Source organism: Vicingus serpentipes (assembly GCF_007993035.1).
GTDB lineage: Bacteria > Bacteroidota > Bacteroidia > Flavobacteriales_E > Vicingaceae > Vicingus > Vicingus serpentipes.
Genome location: NZ_VOOS01000002.1, coordinates 151080 through 167392, shown reverse-complemented (window position 1 = coordinate 167392; position 16313 = coordinate 151080). Strand labels below are relative to the sequence as shown.

General features: G+C 33.2%; 15 protein-coding genes. 9 read left to right on the top strand and 6 right to left on the bottom strand.

Going from position 1 to position 16313, the window contains the following annotated elements; all coding sequences use genetic code 11:
* Positions 1-4 precede the first annotated feature (4 nt).
* On the bottom strand, positions 5-2542 hold the full coding sequence (locus tag FRY74_RS04700; RefSeq protein WP_170227948.1) for a DUF5686 and carboxypeptidase-like regulatory domain-containing protein: 2538 nt from the start codon (positions 2540-2542) through the stop codon (positions 5-7).
* 142 nt (positions 2543-2684) lie between these two features.
* Between FRY74_RS04700 and FRY74_RS04695 the strand changes: the two genes are divergently transcribed.
* Positions 2685-3308 carry a peroxiredoxin-like family protein gene (locus tag FRY74_RS04695; protein WP_147099127.1) on the top strand — a complete coding sequence of 208 codons (624 nt, stop codon included), beginning with the start codon at positions 2685-2687 and terminating at the stop codon, positions 3306-3308.
* 86 nt (positions 3309-3394) lie between these two features.
* Here FRY74_RS04695 and FRY74_RS04690 read toward each other — a convergent pair whose 3' ends face one another.
* Positions 3395-5158 (bottom strand): DUF885 domain-containing protein, encoded by a 1764-nt coding sequence (locus FRY74_RS04690; RefSeq protein WP_147099125.1) that lies wholly within the window; start codon positions 5156-5158, stop codon positions 3395-3397.
* Positions 5159-5555: 397 nt separating this feature from the next.
* Between FRY74_RS04690 and FRY74_RS04685 the strand changes: the two genes are divergently transcribed.
* A complete protein-coding gene (locus FRY74_RS04685; protein ID WP_147099123.1) occupies positions 5556-7157 on the top strand; it encodes an ABC-F family ATP-binding cassette domain-containing protein in 1602 nt (533 codons plus the stop codon).
* Complete coding sequence (gene ttcA / locus FRY74_RS04680) at positions 7150-7932, top strand: tRNA 2-thiocytidine(32) synthetase TtcA (protein ID WP_147099121.1); 783 nt, start codon at positions 7150-7152, stop codon at positions 7930-7932. The genes FRY74_RS04685 and ttcA overlap by 8 nt, the downstream gene beginning before the upstream one ends.
* Here the strand turns inward: ttcA and FRY74_RS04675 are convergent.
* Positions 7925-8347, bottom strand: a complete 423-nt coding sequence (locus FRY74_RS04675) for a VOC family protein (protein WP_147099119.1) — start codon at positions 8345-8347, stop codon at positions 7925-7927. The genes ttcA and FRY74_RS04675 overlap by 8 nt on opposite strands.
* Positions 8348-9037 (bottom strand): DUF2461 domain-containing protein, encoded by a 690-nt coding sequence (locus FRY74_RS04670; RefSeq protein WP_147099116.1) that lies wholly within the window; start codon positions 9035-9037, stop codon positions 8348-8350. It lies immediately after the preceding gene.
* A gap of 89 nt (positions 9038-9126) precedes the next feature.
* Here FRY74_RS04670 and FRY74_RS04665 point away from each other — a divergent pair, with 89 nt between their 5' ends.
* Positions 9127-10383: an MFS transporter gene (locus FRY74_RS04665; protein ID WP_147099114.1), complete on the top strand. Its 1257-nt coding sequence runs from the start codon at positions 9127-9129 to the stop codon at positions 10381-10383.
* Positions 10384-10385: 2 nt separating this feature from the next.
* Here FRY74_RS04665 and FRY74_RS04660 read toward each other — a convergent pair whose 3' ends face one another.
* Positions 10386-11165 (bottom strand): peptidylprolyl isomerase, encoded by a 780-nt coding sequence (locus FRY74_RS04660; RefSeq protein WP_147099113.1) that lies wholly within the window; start codon positions 11163-11165, stop codon positions 10386-10388.
* A gap of 105 nt (positions 11166-11270) precedes the next feature.
* On the opposite strand from FRY74_RS04660, the gene FRY74_RS04655 reads away from it, so the two are divergent.
* Positions 11271-12125: a YitT family protein gene (locus FRY74_RS04655; protein WP_147099112.1), complete on the top strand. Its 855-nt coding sequence runs from the start codon at positions 11271-11273 to the stop codon at positions 12123-12125.
* A 32-nt stretch (positions 12126-12157) separates the two neighbouring features.
* On the opposite strand, the gene FRY74_RS04650 is transcribed toward FRY74_RS04655, so the two are convergent.
* Entirely contained in the window at positions 12158-12490 is a 333-nt protein-coding gene (locus FRY74_RS04650) for a hypothetical protein (RefSeq protein ID WP_147099110.1), read from the bottom strand.
* A 165-nt stretch (positions 12491-12655) separates the two neighbouring features.
* Between FRY74_RS04650 and epsC the strand changes: the two genes are divergently transcribed.
* The 4 genes from epsC to FRY74_RS04630 all read left to right on the top strand — a co-directional run bounded on the left by epsC (position 12656) and on the right by FRY74_RS04630 (position 16310).
* Positions 12656-13393 (top strand): serine O-acetyltransferase EpsC, encoded by a 738-nt coding sequence (epsC, locus tag FRY74_RS04645; RefSeq protein WP_147099109.1) that lies wholly within the window; start codon positions 12656-12658, stop codon positions 13391-13393.
* A 2-nt stretch (positions 13394-13395) separates the two neighbouring features.
* Positions 13396-14277, top strand: a complete 882-nt coding sequence (cysM, locus tag FRY74_RS04640) for a cysteine synthase CysM (protein ID WP_147099107.1) — start codon at positions 13396-13398, stop codon at positions 14275-14277.
* A gap of 101 nt (positions 14278-14378) precedes the next feature.
* On the top strand, positions 14379-14834 hold the full coding sequence (locus FRY74_RS04635) for a cold-shock protein (RefSeq protein ID WP_147099105.1): 456 nt from the start codon (positions 14379-14381) through the stop codon (positions 14832-14834).
* 120 nt (positions 14835-14954) lie between these two features.
* Complete coding sequence (locus tag FRY74_RS04630; RefSeq protein WP_147099103.1) at positions 14955-16310, top strand: DEAD/DEAH box helicase; 1356 nt, start codon at positions 14955-14957, stop codon at positions 16308-16310.
* Positions 16311-16313: the final 3 nt, after the last annotated feature.

Here is a 16313-nt window from a genome sequence, read left to right as displayed (position 1 = left end):
TTGACTAGAAGTCAACTTTTCCTTTTGCTCGAATACCTAAACCTTTAACTCCAAAGGTAGAACCAATATCTTGGTTATCTAAATAGGTAACACGCTGAAGCAATTCAATTCTTAATATTTTAAAGATGTTAGCAACACCAGCACTAGCTTCGATATAAGGTACAGCGTTTTCAAACTTATATGTAATTGGTACACCATCATCATTTGCAGGAAAACGGAATAAATCTGGGTTTTGTGCAGGATCATTCCTGTCAGTTAGTCTTCCGTATAAAACTTTACAAGAAACAACTTCTCTAAGCTTTAAATGCTTAAATAATGGTATTCTATTAAATATTGCTCCATTAAAGTTGTGTGTTACTTTTAAACTAACATACTCGTCACTCATAAATTCCATAAAGTTCATCATGTTAAACGAAGCTTCTTGTAAAAAGAATGATTGATTGGCTTGAGGCATATTTAAAAGAGGAAAAGGAACTTTTCCGAATATTTTACCACCTTCTAATTCAGTATCAGTAAAGCCAAGTTGAGCTAAGTAAAAACGTTTAAAAATATTACCTGATAGTCTGTAGTATTCAATGTCTCCTTGAATTACATCTTTTAACCCTTGCGTATACCGCAATTGGAAAATAGGGTATTTATTGTAAAGCGGTAGCCTAAAGTTTTTTCCTTGATAAAACTGCTCGTTAGGCGCAAAACGTAAATTAACACTTACATTGTCAGTTTGAATATTATTTGAGTATTGCGTGTTTGCAGTATCACCAGAAGCAAATTCAAGAATACCAACAGGTCGTTGTAATTTATTTTCGTAAACAAAATTGTAAGAAAAACCACTTTGAGACTCATGTATGTAGTCTAGTTTGTACGAATCATAAAACAGCATACGATTAGAGTTACCTCTTCTAAATGATAATAAAAAGTTGTCATCGTTTAAGAATTGTAAATCTTGCCCCGGGAAATTAGTTTCCCGCTGATAAGTAGCTGTAATTTTATGTTGTGGATTGGTGAGGTACTCTTTGTTAAAAGAATAGGTATATGCGAGAAGGTATTTAAACTCTTTATCTTTAAAACCATAAGCTAAATAGGTATCAAAGAACATGTTTTTCTTTAAACCTGGAGTTGTTCTAAATCCACCTCTTAATCGAAATCCTTCAACGTCATTAAAGCTATAAAAAGCGGTAATCGGACCAACTTCTAAGTAAGGTCCAACTTTTTGCCATCCAGAAACTAAAAGCATTGTGATGTCCATAAAACGTCTAAAAGCTTTAATGTTTTGAACACTATCAATCATTACATAAACATCCTTCTCCGATTGAGTAAGTGTGTCTGGACGTGCGGTATCCCAAAATTCATCATCTTTTTCTTTAGCGTCTTCTTCTTTAATAATTTTCTCTACACGGTTATAGGTAGAGTCGGGTTGTGGCTTGTTAAACTCATAATCAGAAAAAGTAACATCTTTTTTACCATAAAAACCTCTACCTTTTCTAGAGAAGTTGTAATCAATTATCAATTTATCTCTAGTTAACATCCAAACGCTATCGTTGTATTGCGTAAATTCTTGTTCTAAACTAAGATCTTTTACAAAGTTGATGTTGATTTGCTTAGGAACTCCAAGGCTAACTTTAATAACGTTGTAAGATGAATCGTTAATAATAAAAAGGTTACCAGTAAAAGCAAAATCTAACTTATTACGAGGAGTAAAGCCAAGGTTTATGCATTCGTGCCCATTTACCTCAGTAGTATCAATAATAAAAAACTTGTAAATAGTTGGAGCCAATGTAGATATTGGACTAGTAAATTGGTTAGATAATAAGTTAATATTATTGTCATAAATATCAATGTCTTGATAGAGCTTATCCATTAAAAAAGACATACCATCTTCATCTACATAACCTTCAAAACCAGTTTGTTTTACGCCAGATTGGTATTCTTTTTCCGACTTAGGATTTTTACGGTAATATACATTACTTGCAGTTTCTCTTAAGTAAATAGGAAGGAAAGGTTTTCCATTAACCTCAGAAGTATCTATGTTATCAATTACAATTTGGAAATGCTTTTTTAACCAACCTTTTTCTAAAAAGTCTTCAGTAATATTGTTAAGGTCAATCTCAATTTTCTCGTATTTTTTATACTCATAAAAATCCAAAGCTTCTTTACGGTTTTGGTCTTTATGGTCAATAACCTGTTTAATTAAATCAACAGCTGGGTTGTCTTTGTTTCTGTATCTTTCCTTTGTGGCTACAATATCTACAGCCTCCATAGTAATTCCAGCAGGATTTAACTTGAAATTGATAGTTTGTGTTTTTCCAGAAGTTACTCTAACGGTATCTGTTTTGTAGCCAATAAATGAAGCTAATAGTTTCGGTTTAGCCCATTGTGTTTCAAGAAAATAATTACCATCAAAATCTGTAGTAGTACCAATATTGGCTCCAACAAAAGTAATGTTAACAAATGGTAAGGGTTCGCCAGTTACTTCGTCTGTTACATTACCTTTAACAATTGTAATGTCTTGAGCCATTGCAAACACTGATGTTAGTGCGAGCAAAAACGAAAGCATTATATGTTTAAATTGTATTGGCAACATTTTTGAAAGATTGCAAAAGTAGCTATTTACACTTTATTTAAAGGGTTTTAAAACTTATATATTATAAACGAATTAATAATTTTATTCACAAAAAAGAAAAAATATGAAGAAGTTGATTTTAACAGTGTTTTCGGTATTTACAATTGGTATTGGATTTTCGCAAAATGATTTAGGTTTTGGTATTGATATGGAAGGGAATATTCCAAAAGGTTTAAATGTAGGTGATAAAGCTCCTGCCTTTGTTTTAAAAGATGTAGATGGTAATGAAGTTAGTTCTGAAAAACTTTTAGCTGAACAAGAAATCGTGGTTATTTTTTACCGTGGCGAATGGTGTCCGGTTTGTACCAAATACCTTAGCAATTTAAACGACTCGTTAAAATACATTACCGATAAAGGCGCTAAAGTTTTGGCAATAGGTCCAGAAACACTAGAAAATTCAGCAAAAACAAAAGAAAAGACTGATGCCGATTTTACAATATTATCTGATTCGGATCAAAAAGTTGCTGTAGCTTACGAAGTGTTATTTGATGTAACTGATAAATACGCCAAGAAGGTAAAAACCTTTTTAAGAACAAGTATTGCTGAAAATAACAACAGTGATAAAGCACAATTACCTGTTCCAGCTACTTTTATTATTGGTAAAGATGGAGTAATTAAGTTTAAGCAGTTTGATTACAACTATAAAAATAGAGCTTCAATAAAAGCAATTATTGATAATTTAAACTAATCTACAACCATAAAGTGGTATAAAGAAAATGGCGAGACAACCTTGAGTTGCTCGCCATTTTTAATTGTACTAAATGATATTCGAAACTATTTCCCTTCCATCATCAATTTTTTAATATATCTCACAGGCGAACTACCATAACTTAAAAATTCTTCGTGGAATTTCTTTAAACTAAATTGGTCGCCTTGTTTTGCTTTAAGTTCCGAACGTAAATCGTAAATCTCTGTAAAACCAGTAAAGTAAGAACACAGCTGAACTTGCGATAACGTAGCACGTTTCCATTTACCATCAGCTTCGGCTTGTTCCTGAAAAGCTTGGTTCATTAATAAGTCCATAGCATCTTCTTTGCTCATATCAAGTGAGTGAACCGAATAATCCAAAATGGTATTGCAAACCACTCTTAAATGCCATTTGCTGTACATCAACCACATTTCTGGTGAGTTGTTGTAACCTTCTTCCAACATCATTAGTTCGGTGTAAACTGCCCAACCTTCAATCATGGCACCATTACCCAATAAGCTTTTAATTAACGATGGCGATTCGTTAGAATAAACCAACTGCGTGTAATGTCCAGGAATAGCTTCGTGAATGTTTAATACTTGCAACACGTAATGGTTGTATTCTCTTAAATAACTTTCTGCTTGCTCGTCGGTGTAATCATCTAAAGGTGTTACATTATAATAAGTATCTGCATCTTTATCGTAAGGACCAGGAGCAGAAACCGATGCTCCAGCACCGCCACCACGCATGTATAATGGTGTTTCACGAACTACCAATGGTTTGTCAGGGTTTTGCGTTAGCAAGTCTTTTTCGTTTACAAAAGCTACCAATTCAGGCAATTGCTTTCTAATTTCTGGAATAAACTCATCACGAGCAACGTGCTTTTTAGAAATCTCTGTAATCAACGCACTCACCATTTTTAGTTTATCTTCTGGTTTTGGTGTAGCAGCCAAATAAGTATTCCAAAGTGTATCGGCAATGGTAATCATTTGCTGATGCAATTCTTCTTTACGTTTTAGGGCTTTGTTGTAAATTTCTTCGGCAGTGTAATCAGAGTTAATGTCTAACTCAAACTTTTTAGCAAACACTTCTTTTCCAATTCTAAAACTTTTAGCCGTACCAGTAGTTTCTAGCATGTCTTTTTTGTTTTCTAAAAAAGCAATGTAATCGTTTAGTGCCGTTTTCGATTCTTCAATGCGAGTCATAAACAACGCTTTTTCATCATCGGTTAGGGTAGAAGCATTTACCGAATCAATTAGGTTTTGCCCAAAACTATACAAACCACCTTTACTTTGCCCAATGGCTAACGTAGTATGCTCTAAAGTTGGCGTAGTAATGTTTTGTTGTGCTTGTTCGTAATAAGCTTTTGTATGTGCTAAACGAGCCAAGATAGCACGCAAACGAACTTCTAACACATCGTATCTGCCATTTAACAAACGAGAAACCGAACCCGCCACACCATAATTAGCAGGATTCCACTCGCCAGATTTAAACTCGCTATCGTACCAAAGGGTAGAAGCCAACTGATTTTCGATTAAGTAATAATCGGTTACGTTGGTGGTGTTTAAGTTTGCCACATCAAAAGCAGCCAACTCAGTTTGTAAAGCTTTAAAAGCGGCTACTGTTTTTTGCTGATTGGCTTCGTTGGGGATAACCACTATGCTATCGTACTCGTGCAAACCTGCATACGAAGCCCAACCTGGGCTAGTTTCCCACAATTTGGCTATAAAATGTTCTTTATAGGTTTCAAACTCCGCATCTTGCGATACTGGTGTTGCTACTTGTTTTTCTTCGTTGTTACCACAAGCCATCATAAAGGCTAGGGGAATAATGTATAGGATGTTTTTCATTGGTTTGTTTTATCTTTTTCGTTTAACGCTGTTCTTGGAAACGTTTTAATGTTTCTTAAAACTGTTGTTAAACGAAGGTAGCTGATTTTTGAATAAAAACAACCGCTTGTTGAAAAGTGTTTAAAAGTTTAATAAGCGTCATTGCGGAAGTAGCGGAGCGGATATCCGCAATCTCAGTTTGTTTTGGGAGATTGCGGGTCAAGCCCGCAATGACGTACTCATTTTTGAGAGATTGTGGGTCAGGCCCGCAATGACGTGTTTATTTTTTGGAAGATTACGGATAAAATTTCATTCTTCAATTTTTCCGCAAAGACGATAGGTTGAAAAAGATTAAGGTTAACACCTGCAATGACTTAAGAATTACTACCTTTGCAGCCGTTAAAAAAACACAAGAATTATGATAGCAGCACACAATGTATCGTTACAATATGGTAAACGAATTTTATTTGATGAAGTAAACATTAAGTTTAACCATGGCGAGTGCTACGGAGTTATTGGTGCCAATGGTGCTGGTAAATCTACCTTTTTAAAAATATTAAGTGGCGAAATAGCACCAAACTCTGGTAACGTAACCATAGAGCCAGGCAAGCGTATGGCGGTTTTAAGCCAAGACCACAACAAATACAACGACCAAACCGTGTTAAATACCATTATGATGGGGCACGAAAAGTTGTGGAAAATAATGCAAGAGAAAGATGCTATTTACATGAAAGAAGATTTTAGCGAAGCTGATGGTATTAAAGCCTCAGAACTAGAGGCTGAATTTGCTGAAATGGATGGTTGGAATGCAGAATCAGACGCAGCTAGTATTTTAAGTGGTTTGGGCATAGGAGAGGAGTTTCATTATACCTTAATGGCTGATATGAATGGTAGCCAGAAAGTAAGAATATTATTAGCGCAAGCTGTTTTTGGTAATCCTGATATTTTAATACTAGATGAGCCTACTAATGATTTGGACATTCATACCATTGGTTGGTTAGAAAACTTTTTATTGGATTTTAAAAACACTGTAATTGTGGTTTCTCACGATAGACACTTTTTAGATACTGTTTGTACGGTAATTGCTGATATCGATTTTAATAAAATTAGCTTGTTTACGGGTAACTATACCTTTTGGTACCAAAGTAGCCAGTTAGCATTGCGTCAAAAACAATCGGCTAACAAAAAAGCTGACGAAAAGAAAAAAGAATTACAAGAGTTTATTGCTCGTTTTAGTGCTAATGCTTCTAAATCGAAACAAGCAACTGGTCGTAAAAAAATGTTGGAGAAAATTAACGTGGAAGACATTAAACCTTCATCACGTCGTTATCCGGCAATTATATTTAACCAAGTGCGTGAGGCTGGAGATCAAATTTTACACATTACTGGTATGAGTAAAGCTGGTTTGTTTTCTGGCTTAGATTTAAATGTAAACAAAGGCGATAAAATTGCTATAGTTTCTAAAAACAGTATGGCGGTTACGGCTTTGTTCGAAATATTAAACGGCAACATGAAAGCCGATAGTGGTGAGTTTAACTACGGACAAACAATACACACCTCTTATTTACCAACCAACAACGATGGTTTCTTTAATGGCGATGATAATCTAATTGATTGGTTACGTCAGTACTCTGAAGAGAAAGACGAGGTTTACATTAGAGGGTTTTTAGGTAAAATGTTGTTTTCTGGTGAGGAAGTTTTCAAAAAATCTGATGTATTATCGGGTGGAGAAAAAGTACGTTGTATGACATCTAGAATGATGTTGGCTGAAGGTAACTTATTAATGTTAGATGAGCCAACCAATCACCTTGATTTAGAGTCGATTACTGCTTTTAATAATTCGCTAATCGATTTTAAAGGAACAATATTGTTTACCTCTCATGACCACGAGTTTACACAAACGGTTGCAAATAGAATAGTGGAGCTTACACCAAATGGTTGTATTGATAAGTTAATGACTTATGATGAGTATTTGGAAAACGAAAAAGTAGCAGAGCAACAAACAAGCTTATATGCTTAAAACCGAAAGCACTATAGATTTAGGAAAACTCACCAAAAAACTTAGAAGAGAAGTTTGGCGAGCAATTACTGATTTTAAGATGCTTGAGAATGGCGACAAAATTATGGTTTGCCTTTCGGGAGGTAAAGACAGTTATACGATGTTGGATGTTATGATGCATTACCAACAAACTTCTGATATAGATTTTGAGATTATTGCAGTAAACATGGACCAGAAACAACCTGGTTTCCCTGAAGAAGTATTGCCAAATTACTTATCAAAACTAGGAGTTCCTTATCAAATTGTTAGTCAAGATACTTATTCTGTGGTAAAAGATAAAACACCCGAAGGAAAATCGACTTGTAGCTTGTGTTCACGTATGCGAAGAGGTAAGTTGTACGCAACTGCTGCCGAATTGGGTTGTAATAAGCTGGCTTTAGGCCATCATCGAGATGATATTATTGAAACCTTTTTGTTGAATGTATTTTTTGGTGGTAAGCTAGAAGCAATGCCTCCTAAATATAGAACCGACGATGAACAATTTGTGGTTATTCGTCCGTTAGCGTATTGCAAAGAAGAAGATATAGAAGTATTTGCAGAGGAAATGCAATATCCAATAATACCATGTAATTTGTGTGGTTCTCAACCTAATTTACAGCGTCAAAACATGAAAAAAATGCTTAAAGATTGGGAGCAAATTTATCCTGATCGCTCTGCGGTAATTTTTAATGCGTTGAAAAATGCATCGCCATCGCACTTACTCGACCCTAAGTTGTTTGATTTTACGGCTATTTAGCAAATAAGCTATCTAAATTATTAAAGGCTTTAAATTCGAGTGCATTTCCACTAGGGTCTAGAAAAAACATGGTAGCTTGTTCTCCAGGCAGTCCTTCAAACCGAATGTAAGGTTTAATAATAAATTCAATATGTTGGTTTTCTAGCTTTTTAGCCAATTGTTTCCAATCTTCCATTGTTAGCACAACACCAAAATGAGGAATAGGTACTGCGTGTTCGTCAACACTATTGCAATAATTTTCTGGTTTATAATTGGGATTTAGATGCGTTACAAACTGATGTCCGTAAAAATTCCAATCTATCCATTGTTTATCGCTACGGCCTTCTTCAAAACCTAAAAAATTACCGTAAAACTCTCGTGCTTTAACTAAATCGTTAACTGGCACAGCCAAATGAAAAGGTCTTAAGTTGCTCATTTATAAATCTTTTAATGTTTCTCCGTTTTCATCGGTAGTTAACACATAACTCATATAATCAAAAAATGGACGCATAGCTTTAAATGTATCACTAGCAACCTTATAAAAATCGGGAGCCATTACTTCTTTATCGGTAAACGATTTAGAAATTAAAAATTGTTTGTATTGTAACAAATCCAACGCAGGGTCTTCTTTATCAAAGCCTTTAGGGCAAGTTTTTAGTTTTTCTCCTTGTAAAGTTCCAAATACGCTTTTAAAGGCTTTGCTATTTATAATGTTTCTCAATTCGTCAGGGTTACTAGAAATGTCTTTTCTAATTTTTAGTAAGTCTGCCGATTCGGGTGACCAAAATCCACCACCAACAAAACAAGCTCCTGGTTGTATGTGAAAGTAATAACCGCCTCTTAATAGTTTGGTAGCTCTTTTAAATCCGCCTCCCCAGTTGGTTTTGTATGGCGATTTATCTTTACTAAAACGTACATCTTTATAAATGCGCATTAGGCTTTTTTTACCAGTAGGAGTTTCTATATTATCATGCTTTTGCATTTCACTTAATACTGCATCGGCAAAGGCTATTGTTTCTTGATGTTGAGTTAAATAAAGGTCTTTGTTTTCGTTAAACCATTCTCTGTTATTGTTCTTTTGAAGTGTTTTTAAAAAGTCAAAATTTGCCTTGGTAATTGCTGCCATATTATTGTTTTGTGTTAAGTTCAACTAAATTAAATAAATTTTGAACGAGAACTAAGTTATTGCGTTAAGATTAAAGTTACTTTTGCCTCATGGCAAAAAAAGATCCCTATCAAGCATTAAGGTTTCGTGAGTTCAACTTGTTTTTAATCATTCGTTTTGCAATGGTTTTTGCTTGGACAATGCAATTTATTGTAATAGAATGGGAAGTTTATAGTCTTACCAAAGACCCATTATCATTAGGTTTAATTGGGTTGATGGAAGTGATTCCTGCAGTTTCCCTAGCCTTATTTGCTGGCCATATAGTTGATCAAAAAGAAAAAAGAGGTTTATTGATGAAATGCTTATTGGCATTTTTTACAATTAGCAGTTTATTGTTTATTGTTTGTTTACCAGAGTTTCAAGAATCTGTAGCAACTAATTTGGTGGTATGGTCTATTTACGGATTGGTGTTTTTAGGAGGAATTGTTCGTTCATTTATAAGTCCAACAATATTCTCTCTATTTTCATTAGTTGTTCCTAAAGAAGCGTATGTAAACGGGGCTACTTGGAGTAGTTCGGTTTGGCAAATCGGTTCTGTTGTTGGGCCTGCTTTTGCTGGGTTCTCTATTTTATGGTTTGGAGTGCATTGGTCTATGTTTGTAATTGTTGGGTTTACCATTTTTGCATTTTTAATGCTTACCCAAATAGAGAAGAAACCAATTTTAAACAAAAAAATAGGAGAGAAGGTTAGTGATAGCTTAAAAGAAGGTTTACGTTTTGTATTTAAAACCAAGGAGGTATTAGGAGCAATTACCTTAGATATGGTTGCTGTTTTATTTGGTGGAGCTGTTGCATTATTACCTGTTTTTGCGCAAGATATTTTAAAAGTTGGACCAACTGGATTTGGTTTTTTAAGAGCAGCGCCAGCAATCGGTTCTTTCTTAACTATTATTACAATTGCTTATTTTCCAATTACAGTAAAAGCTGGAGTTAAGTTATTACTTTCCATTTTTGGATTTGGGCTAAGTATTATTGTTTTTGGATATTCAGAATGGTTTATATTATCATTAATTGCCTTGTTCTTTAGTGGCGTTTTTGATGGTGTTTCTGTTGTTATTCGTCAAACCATATTGCAATTAAAAACACCAGACAACATGAGAGGTAGAGTAGCTTCAGTAAACTCGATGTTTGTTGGCTCATCAAACGAATTAGGAGCTTTTGAAAGTGGATTAACTGCTAAAATAATGGGTTCAGTAAATGCGGTAATATTTGGTGGAGTTATGACCTGTATAATCGTCGCTTCTTCTGGTTTTGTTTTTCCAAAGTTGAGAGATTTAGATTTGTCTAAGTCTGATGAGAATGAATAAAACTATTTAATTACAACTACAGAATCAATAAAAATATCTGTTCTTGGCCATTCTCTTGAATCTGTTTCTACAACTGTAATTTTTGGAACCACATTATACCCACTAATTATTTCTCCAAAAACAGTGTGCTCTCCATCAATATGGGCAGCACCAGGATTTTTAGTGTAGTAATCAATTTGTTTTTGATTGTAAGTGTAATTGTTTTGCATTTCGTAATGCTTCAATAATTCCTTTTTGTATTTCATGCCTTCAACAAAATAAAAAGCATATGGATCGGATCGTTTATCAGGATTACTTAAATAACTTCTGGCTGCACCTAAAGTTCCTCTTTTGTGCGTTCTGTTTCGTTTAATTTCATTAGGTATAGTGTAGCTTCCAATTCCTTTTTTAACTTCAACTTGCTCTTTTCGAGAAGTTCCGCCACCTTGAGCAATAAAATGCTGAACAGCACGAGTAAAAACTGAACCTTTAAAAAATCCTTTTTTAGCTAACATAACAAAGTTTGCTCTGTGCAATGGAGTATCTTTATATAATTTAACTCTTAGCTTTCCGTAAGTAGTGTATATGTCTAATATGGTTTCTGGGTTTTCCTCACCATAAGCTAATAGCTTTTCGGTTACATTATCGTTGTTTATTAAATCTGGTTTTACAATGGGCTCAATATCAGTTTTTTTAGGAGCTACTTTTTGGATTATTTTTTTAATAGGGGCTTTTTTTTGTTCTTCAGAGCAAGCCAACAGTAGAAGTGAGAGCGATAAAATAAGTGTTATTCTTTTTTGCATACCTCAAAAATAGTAAAATCAAAATAGCTAAAAATACATGAGAAAGATTATGTTCTATAAAATCATAATTGCCTAACCTTGCTTTTAAAAAAGAAGATTGTTGCAATGAAATCAATAAATTTAAAACAAGAATTGTTAAACTATTTGTTTATTATTTCGGGGAGTTTTGCCTTGGCTTTTGGAGTTGTTGGGTTTTTATCTCCTAATAAAATTGCTACTGGTGGTACTGCTGGTTTGGCTATCGTTTTTCATTACTTAACTAATTTACCTACAGGTACTTTGTTGGCTTTAATTAATATCCCACTATTGCTAGTTAGTGTTAAATACTTGGGTAAGTATTTTGCTATTAAAACAATTGTGGCCATTATTTTAATAGGTGTTTTTATTGACTTGCTAGCTGAATTTATTGGCTTACCTGCTTTAAGTAATGAACCATTATTAGCAACACTTTATGGAGGAGTAATTATTGGAATAGGCTTAGGGTTAATTTTTAAAGGCGGGGCATCAGCAGGAGGAGGAACTATTATTGCAAAAATTGTTACTTCTAAAACAAATATGAAAACAGGAAATGTAATCTTGTTTTTAGATGTAATTGTTGTTGTGCTAGCAGGTATTGTGTTTAAAAGTGTTGAGTTAGCCTTGTGGAGTATGATAAGTATTTTTGCAGCATCTAAGCTTATTGATACGGTTTTAACGGGGCGTCAAAGTGAAAAAATAGTTCACATTTCATCATCAAAAAACCTTTCTGATTTAAGTACCTTAATTGATGAAGCCTTACACATTTCTGGTACAATTGTTAAAGGAAATGACCTGGCCTTAAATGAGAATAAAGACATCATTTTTATAGTTGTACCTAATAATAGATTAAATACTTTAAAGAATTTAGTTTTTGTTTACGACAACAATGCTAAGATGATTGTAATGGAAGCAACAGAAATGTTAAGTCCAACTAGGAAATAAAAAAAGCCACTTTAAAAGTGGCTTTCATTTTATTAATTTTCGTCTTCTTCAATTTCTTCTTTTATCACCACTTTTGTTTCGACTGACATGTGTTGTTTACCATCTTCACCAATGATAACTGTTTTAGTTGTTCCTGATTTTTCTTTAGCAAATTCAGCAATTTTAGTTTCAGCTTCATCTCCAGTATAAACTTCAGTAGTCGTATTTCCATCAATGGTATTTGTAATGGTTAACGTTTTTACGCCATTTTCTTCTTCAATACTTACTTCTTTACTAACTGATTTCGATTTTTGAGCTTGAGCAAAGGTTTCGTTTGAAATTGCAATTAATGCAAGTATTGCAATTGATAAAGTAATTTTTTTCATAAGATATAGTTTTTTAGATTACAAGGTAAAACTAAAAAATAGTTTGCCTAATTAATGTTACTTGCTGTTAATGTTAGTTAATAAAAGTTAATCTTCTTTTTACAGCTTTTAAAATATTATTTAGAAAGTTAATCATTTAAATTTGTAGATATATTAAAACTTAACATGAATAATAGTAAGGTGATGTTAAAAATCAGGATAAAAGATAAGATAGACCTTTTTACGAAGGAGTTATTTTATTATTTATTTGAAAACGATAAAGTTCAGTTCAAAAAGATAAAACGACTATATGATGAGTTTACAGCTACTTTAAGCATTGCTAATAGTGATGAAATATGGGATCAATTTATTTTACAAATTGAGACTATTAGAACAAAAATAAACTTAGACGCAAAAGCAATTGAAGAAAATGATCCAGCAGCTAAAAGCATAGAAGAAGTTTATTATGCTTACCCTGGATTTTATGCAATTGTTATTTATAGATTAAGCCACGAATTTCACAAATTAAACTTACCTATAGTACCAAGAATTATGTCTGAATATGCGCACAGCAAAACAGGTACAGATATTCATTCTGGGGCACAAATCGGAGATTCTTTTTTTATTGATCACGCTACAGGAACTGTAATTGGTGAAACTGTGATAATTAATAATAATGTTAAAATATATCAAGGAGTAACTTTAGGGGCATTCCATATTTCAAAGAATTTAAAAACCAAAAAGAGACATCCAACAATTGGAGATAATGTTATAATTTACGCAAATGCAACTATCCTTGGAGGAGAAACTATTATTGGAAAAAACTCTACTATAGGTGCAAATGTTTGGATAACAGAATCTATACCAGAAAATTCTTTCGTTTACCACGAATTCAAATCAATAGTAAAACCTAAAAACAAATAAGTATGAAATCAATAATTGACTTAATAGGAAATACTTCGCTAATTGAGGTGTCTCATCTTTATAAGAAAGAAGGGGTTAAAATTTACTTAAAGTTGGAAGGTAATAATCCAGGAGGAAGTGTTAAGGATAGAGCTGCTTTTAATATGATAAAATCTGCTTTAGATAGAGGTGAAATTAAACCTGGAAGCAAATTGGTTGAAGCTACTAGTGGTAATACTGGAATTGCATTGGCATTAATTGCTCAACTTTTAGGTGTTGATATGACTTTGATAATGCCTGAAAACTCAACTGAGGAAAGAATAAAAACAATGAAAGCTTATGGTGCTAAAGTAATTTTAACATCATCTGATTTGGGGATAGAAGGAGCAAGAGATTTAGCTGAAAAAATGGAGAAGGAAGAAGGATATTACATGTTAAATCAATTTGCAAATGAAGATAACTGGAAAGCTCACTATAAAACCACAGGTCCAGAAATATGGAGAGATACGAACCAAGAAGTTACTCACTTTGTATCTGCTATGGGAACAACAGGTACTATAATGGGAGTGTCTACATTTTTAAAAGAAAAAAACAAAAACATACAAATAGTAGGTGTTCAACCAACAGATGGTTCTAAAATTCCGGGGATAAGAAAATGGGAAAAAGAATACCTACCAAAGATTTTTGACTCAACAAAAGTTAATCAAGTTATAGAGGTTTCTGAAGGTGAAGCTAGAGAAACTGCAAGCTTAATGGCAAAGAAAGAAGGTGTTTTTGCTGGAATGAGCAGCGGAGGTGCTTTTTATGCAGCTATGAAGTTAGCATCAACAATAGATAAAGGAGTAATTGTTTCTATAGTTTGTGATCGAGGTGATCGTTATTTGTCTTCAGATTTGTTTGAATAGGGCTTAATTTTGATGATTAAGTCTAATAATGAGGCATAAATAGTATATTTTAAAATGTAAAAACTATCTTTGCAAAAATATTCTAATAACTTAATTACCGAATGGCTAAATCACAACAAACCTACAACAAAAAAGAAAAAGAAAAAAAACGTTTAAAAAAGCGTAAAGATAAATTAGAGAAAAAAGAAGAGCGTAAAGCAAATTCAACAGGAGGAGATTTTGACAGCATGATTGCTTATGTTGATGAAAATGGAATGATTACAGATACTCCACCAGATCCAACAAAAAAGAAAAGAGTAATTAAAGCTGAAAACATTGAAATTGGTGTTCCTAAAAGAGAAGAGGAAGCTGAAGAAGATAAAATTAGACAAGGTAAAGTCTCTTTCTTTGATGGATCTAAAGGGTTCGGTTTTATTTTAGATATGAAATCTCAAGAGAAATTCTTTGTGCATGTTAGTGGATTGATTGATGAAGTTGGTGAAGATGATAAAGTTACTTTTGAATTAGAAAAAGGAATGAAGGGAATGAATGCCGTAAAAGTAAAATTGATGTCTTAATTTATTAAGCCACAAATAGATATTAAAAAGAGATGTAAGCTGCATCTCTTTTTTTATGAAATATATTTAAGGTGAAGTATCAGAAATATATGCCTTACCTTTACAAAAAAAAATAAACGAATGGAATATAGTTTTGAGCAGTTGAATTTATCTAAACATTTGCGCTATGCAATTGAAGATTTGGGCTTTGAAAAACCAACACCCATTCAAGCTGAAGCATTTCCTGTCATCTTATCTGGTAAAGATGTAGTAGGTATTTCTCAGACAGGAACAGGAAAAACATTAGCTTTTATGCTTCCTTTATTGGACGAATTAAAGTTTTCAAAACAAACAACTCCAAGAATTGTCGTTTTAGTACCTACTCGCGAATTGGTAATTCAGTTAGTTGAGCAAATTCAAGAATTCTCTAAATATATGGACTTACGTGTAGTAGGTGTATATGGTGGAGTTAATATGAACCCTCAACGTGAAGCAGTTGCTCAAGGATGTGATATAGTAGTAGGAACACCAGGTAGGTTGTATGATTTAACATTAACTAGAGCTTTACAATTAAAAGCTGTAAAAAAGTTAGTAATTGATGAAGTTGATATTATGCTTGACTTAGGGTTTAGGGTTCAGTTAACTAATATTTTTGAACTCTTGCCAGAAAGAAGGCAAAACATCATGTTTTCGGCAACAATGACAGAAGAAGTTGATGCTTTAATTGATGACTTTTTTATTGCACCACATAAAATAGCAATAGCCTTAAGTGGAACACCTCTTGAAAATATCTCTCAACAATGTTATGCTGTTGAAAATTTTTATACCAAAGTAAATTTATTGGCTCATCTTTTAGAAGATAAAGAGGAGTTTAGAAAGGTATTGGTTTTTACATCAAACAAAAAAACTGCAGATAGGTTATTTAGCAAACTTGAAGAAGATTTCAGTTCTGAGATGAGTATTATTCATTCTAATAAAACTCAAAATTACAGGATAAAATCAATTGAGGCTTTTGATGAAGGAACACATCGGGTATTGATAGCTACCGATATAATTGCCAGAGGGTTAGATTTTGATAAAGTATCGCATGTTATTAATTTCGATACACCAACTTATCCTGAAAACTACATGCACCGAATTGGTAGAACTGGTCGTGCAGAAGAAGAAGGAAAAACTATTCTTTTTTACACAGAGAAAGAAGCTAGTGCTAAATTGGAAATTGAAGATTTGATGGATTATAAAATTCCTCAGATGGATTTTCCTAGTGATGTTGAAATTTCAAAAGATTTATTGCCTGAGGAACAGCCGGATGATTTTGAAGGAAATCATAACCGAAATTTAAAGAAGCGAAATTTAAATCCTGGCTTTCATGAAAAGAAAGAAAAGAATAAGAAAACCAATCAAGGCGGTTCTTATTATAGAGAACTAGCCAAAAAATATAAAAAGCCTAAAACTAAAGGCGATAAAAATTTCAATAGAAGAAATAAGAAAAAATAGTAG

What these genes read in the sequence shown, in the direction of transcription:
- epsC (WP_147099109.1), top strand. Translation starts at nt 12,656, where the DNA reads ATGAATAATAGTAAGGTGATGTTAAAAATCAGGATAAAAGATAAGATA.
- FRY74_RS04660 (WP_147099113.1), bottom strand. Translation starts at nt 11,165, where the DNA reads ATGCAAAAAAGAATAACACTTATTTTATCGCTCTCACTTCTACTGTTG.
- cysM (WP_147099107.1), top strand. Translation starts at nt 13,396, where the DNA reads ATGAAATCAATAATTGACTTAATAGGAAATACTTCGCTAATTGAGGTG.
- FRY74_RS04630 (WP_147099103.1), top strand. Translation starts at nt 14,955, where the DNA reads ATGGAATATAGTTTTGAGCAGTTGAATTTATCTAAACATTTGCGCTAT.
- FRY74_RS04655 (WP_147099112.1), top strand. Translation starts at nt 11,271, where the DNA reads ATGAAATCAATAAATTTAAAACAAGAATTGTTAAACTATTTGTTTATT.
- FRY74_RS04650 (WP_147099110.1), bottom strand. Translation starts at nt 12,490, where the DNA reads ATGAAAAAAATTACTTTATCAATTGCAATACTTGCATTAATTGCAATT.
- FRY74_RS04670 (WP_147099116.1), bottom strand. Translation starts at nt 9,037, where the DNA reads ATGGCAGCAATTACCAAGGCAAATTTTGACTTTTTAAAAACACTTCAA.
- FRY74_RS04675 (WP_147099119.1), bottom strand. Translation starts at nt 8,347, where the DNA reads ATGAGCAACTTAAGACCTTTTCATTTGGCTGTGCCAGTTAACGATTTA.
- FRY74_RS04695 (WP_147099127.1), top strand. Translation starts at nt 2,685, where the DNA reads ATGAAGAAGTTGATTTTAACAGTGTTTTCGGTATTTACAATTGGTATT.
- FRY74_RS04690 (WP_147099125.1), bottom strand. Translation starts at nt 5,158, where the DNA reads ATGAAAAACATCCTATACATTATTCCCCTAGCCTTTATGATGGCTTGT.
- FRY74_RS04685 (WP_147099123.1), top strand. Translation starts at nt 5,556, where the DNA reads ATGATAGCAGCACACAATGTATCGTTACAATATGGTAAACGAATTTTA.
- FRY74_RS04635 (WP_147099105.1), top strand. Translation starts at nt 14,379, where the DNA reads ATGGCTAAATCACAACAAACCTACAACAAAAAAGAAAAAGAAAAAAAA.
- ttcA (WP_147099121.1), top strand. Translation starts at nt 7,150, where the DNA reads ATGCTTAAAACCGAAAGCACTATAGATTTAGGAAAACTCACCAAAAAA.
- FRY74_RS04665 (WP_147099114.1), top strand. Translation starts at nt 9,127, where the DNA reads ATGGCAAAAAAAGATCCCTATCAAGCATTAAGGTTTCGTGAGTTCAAC.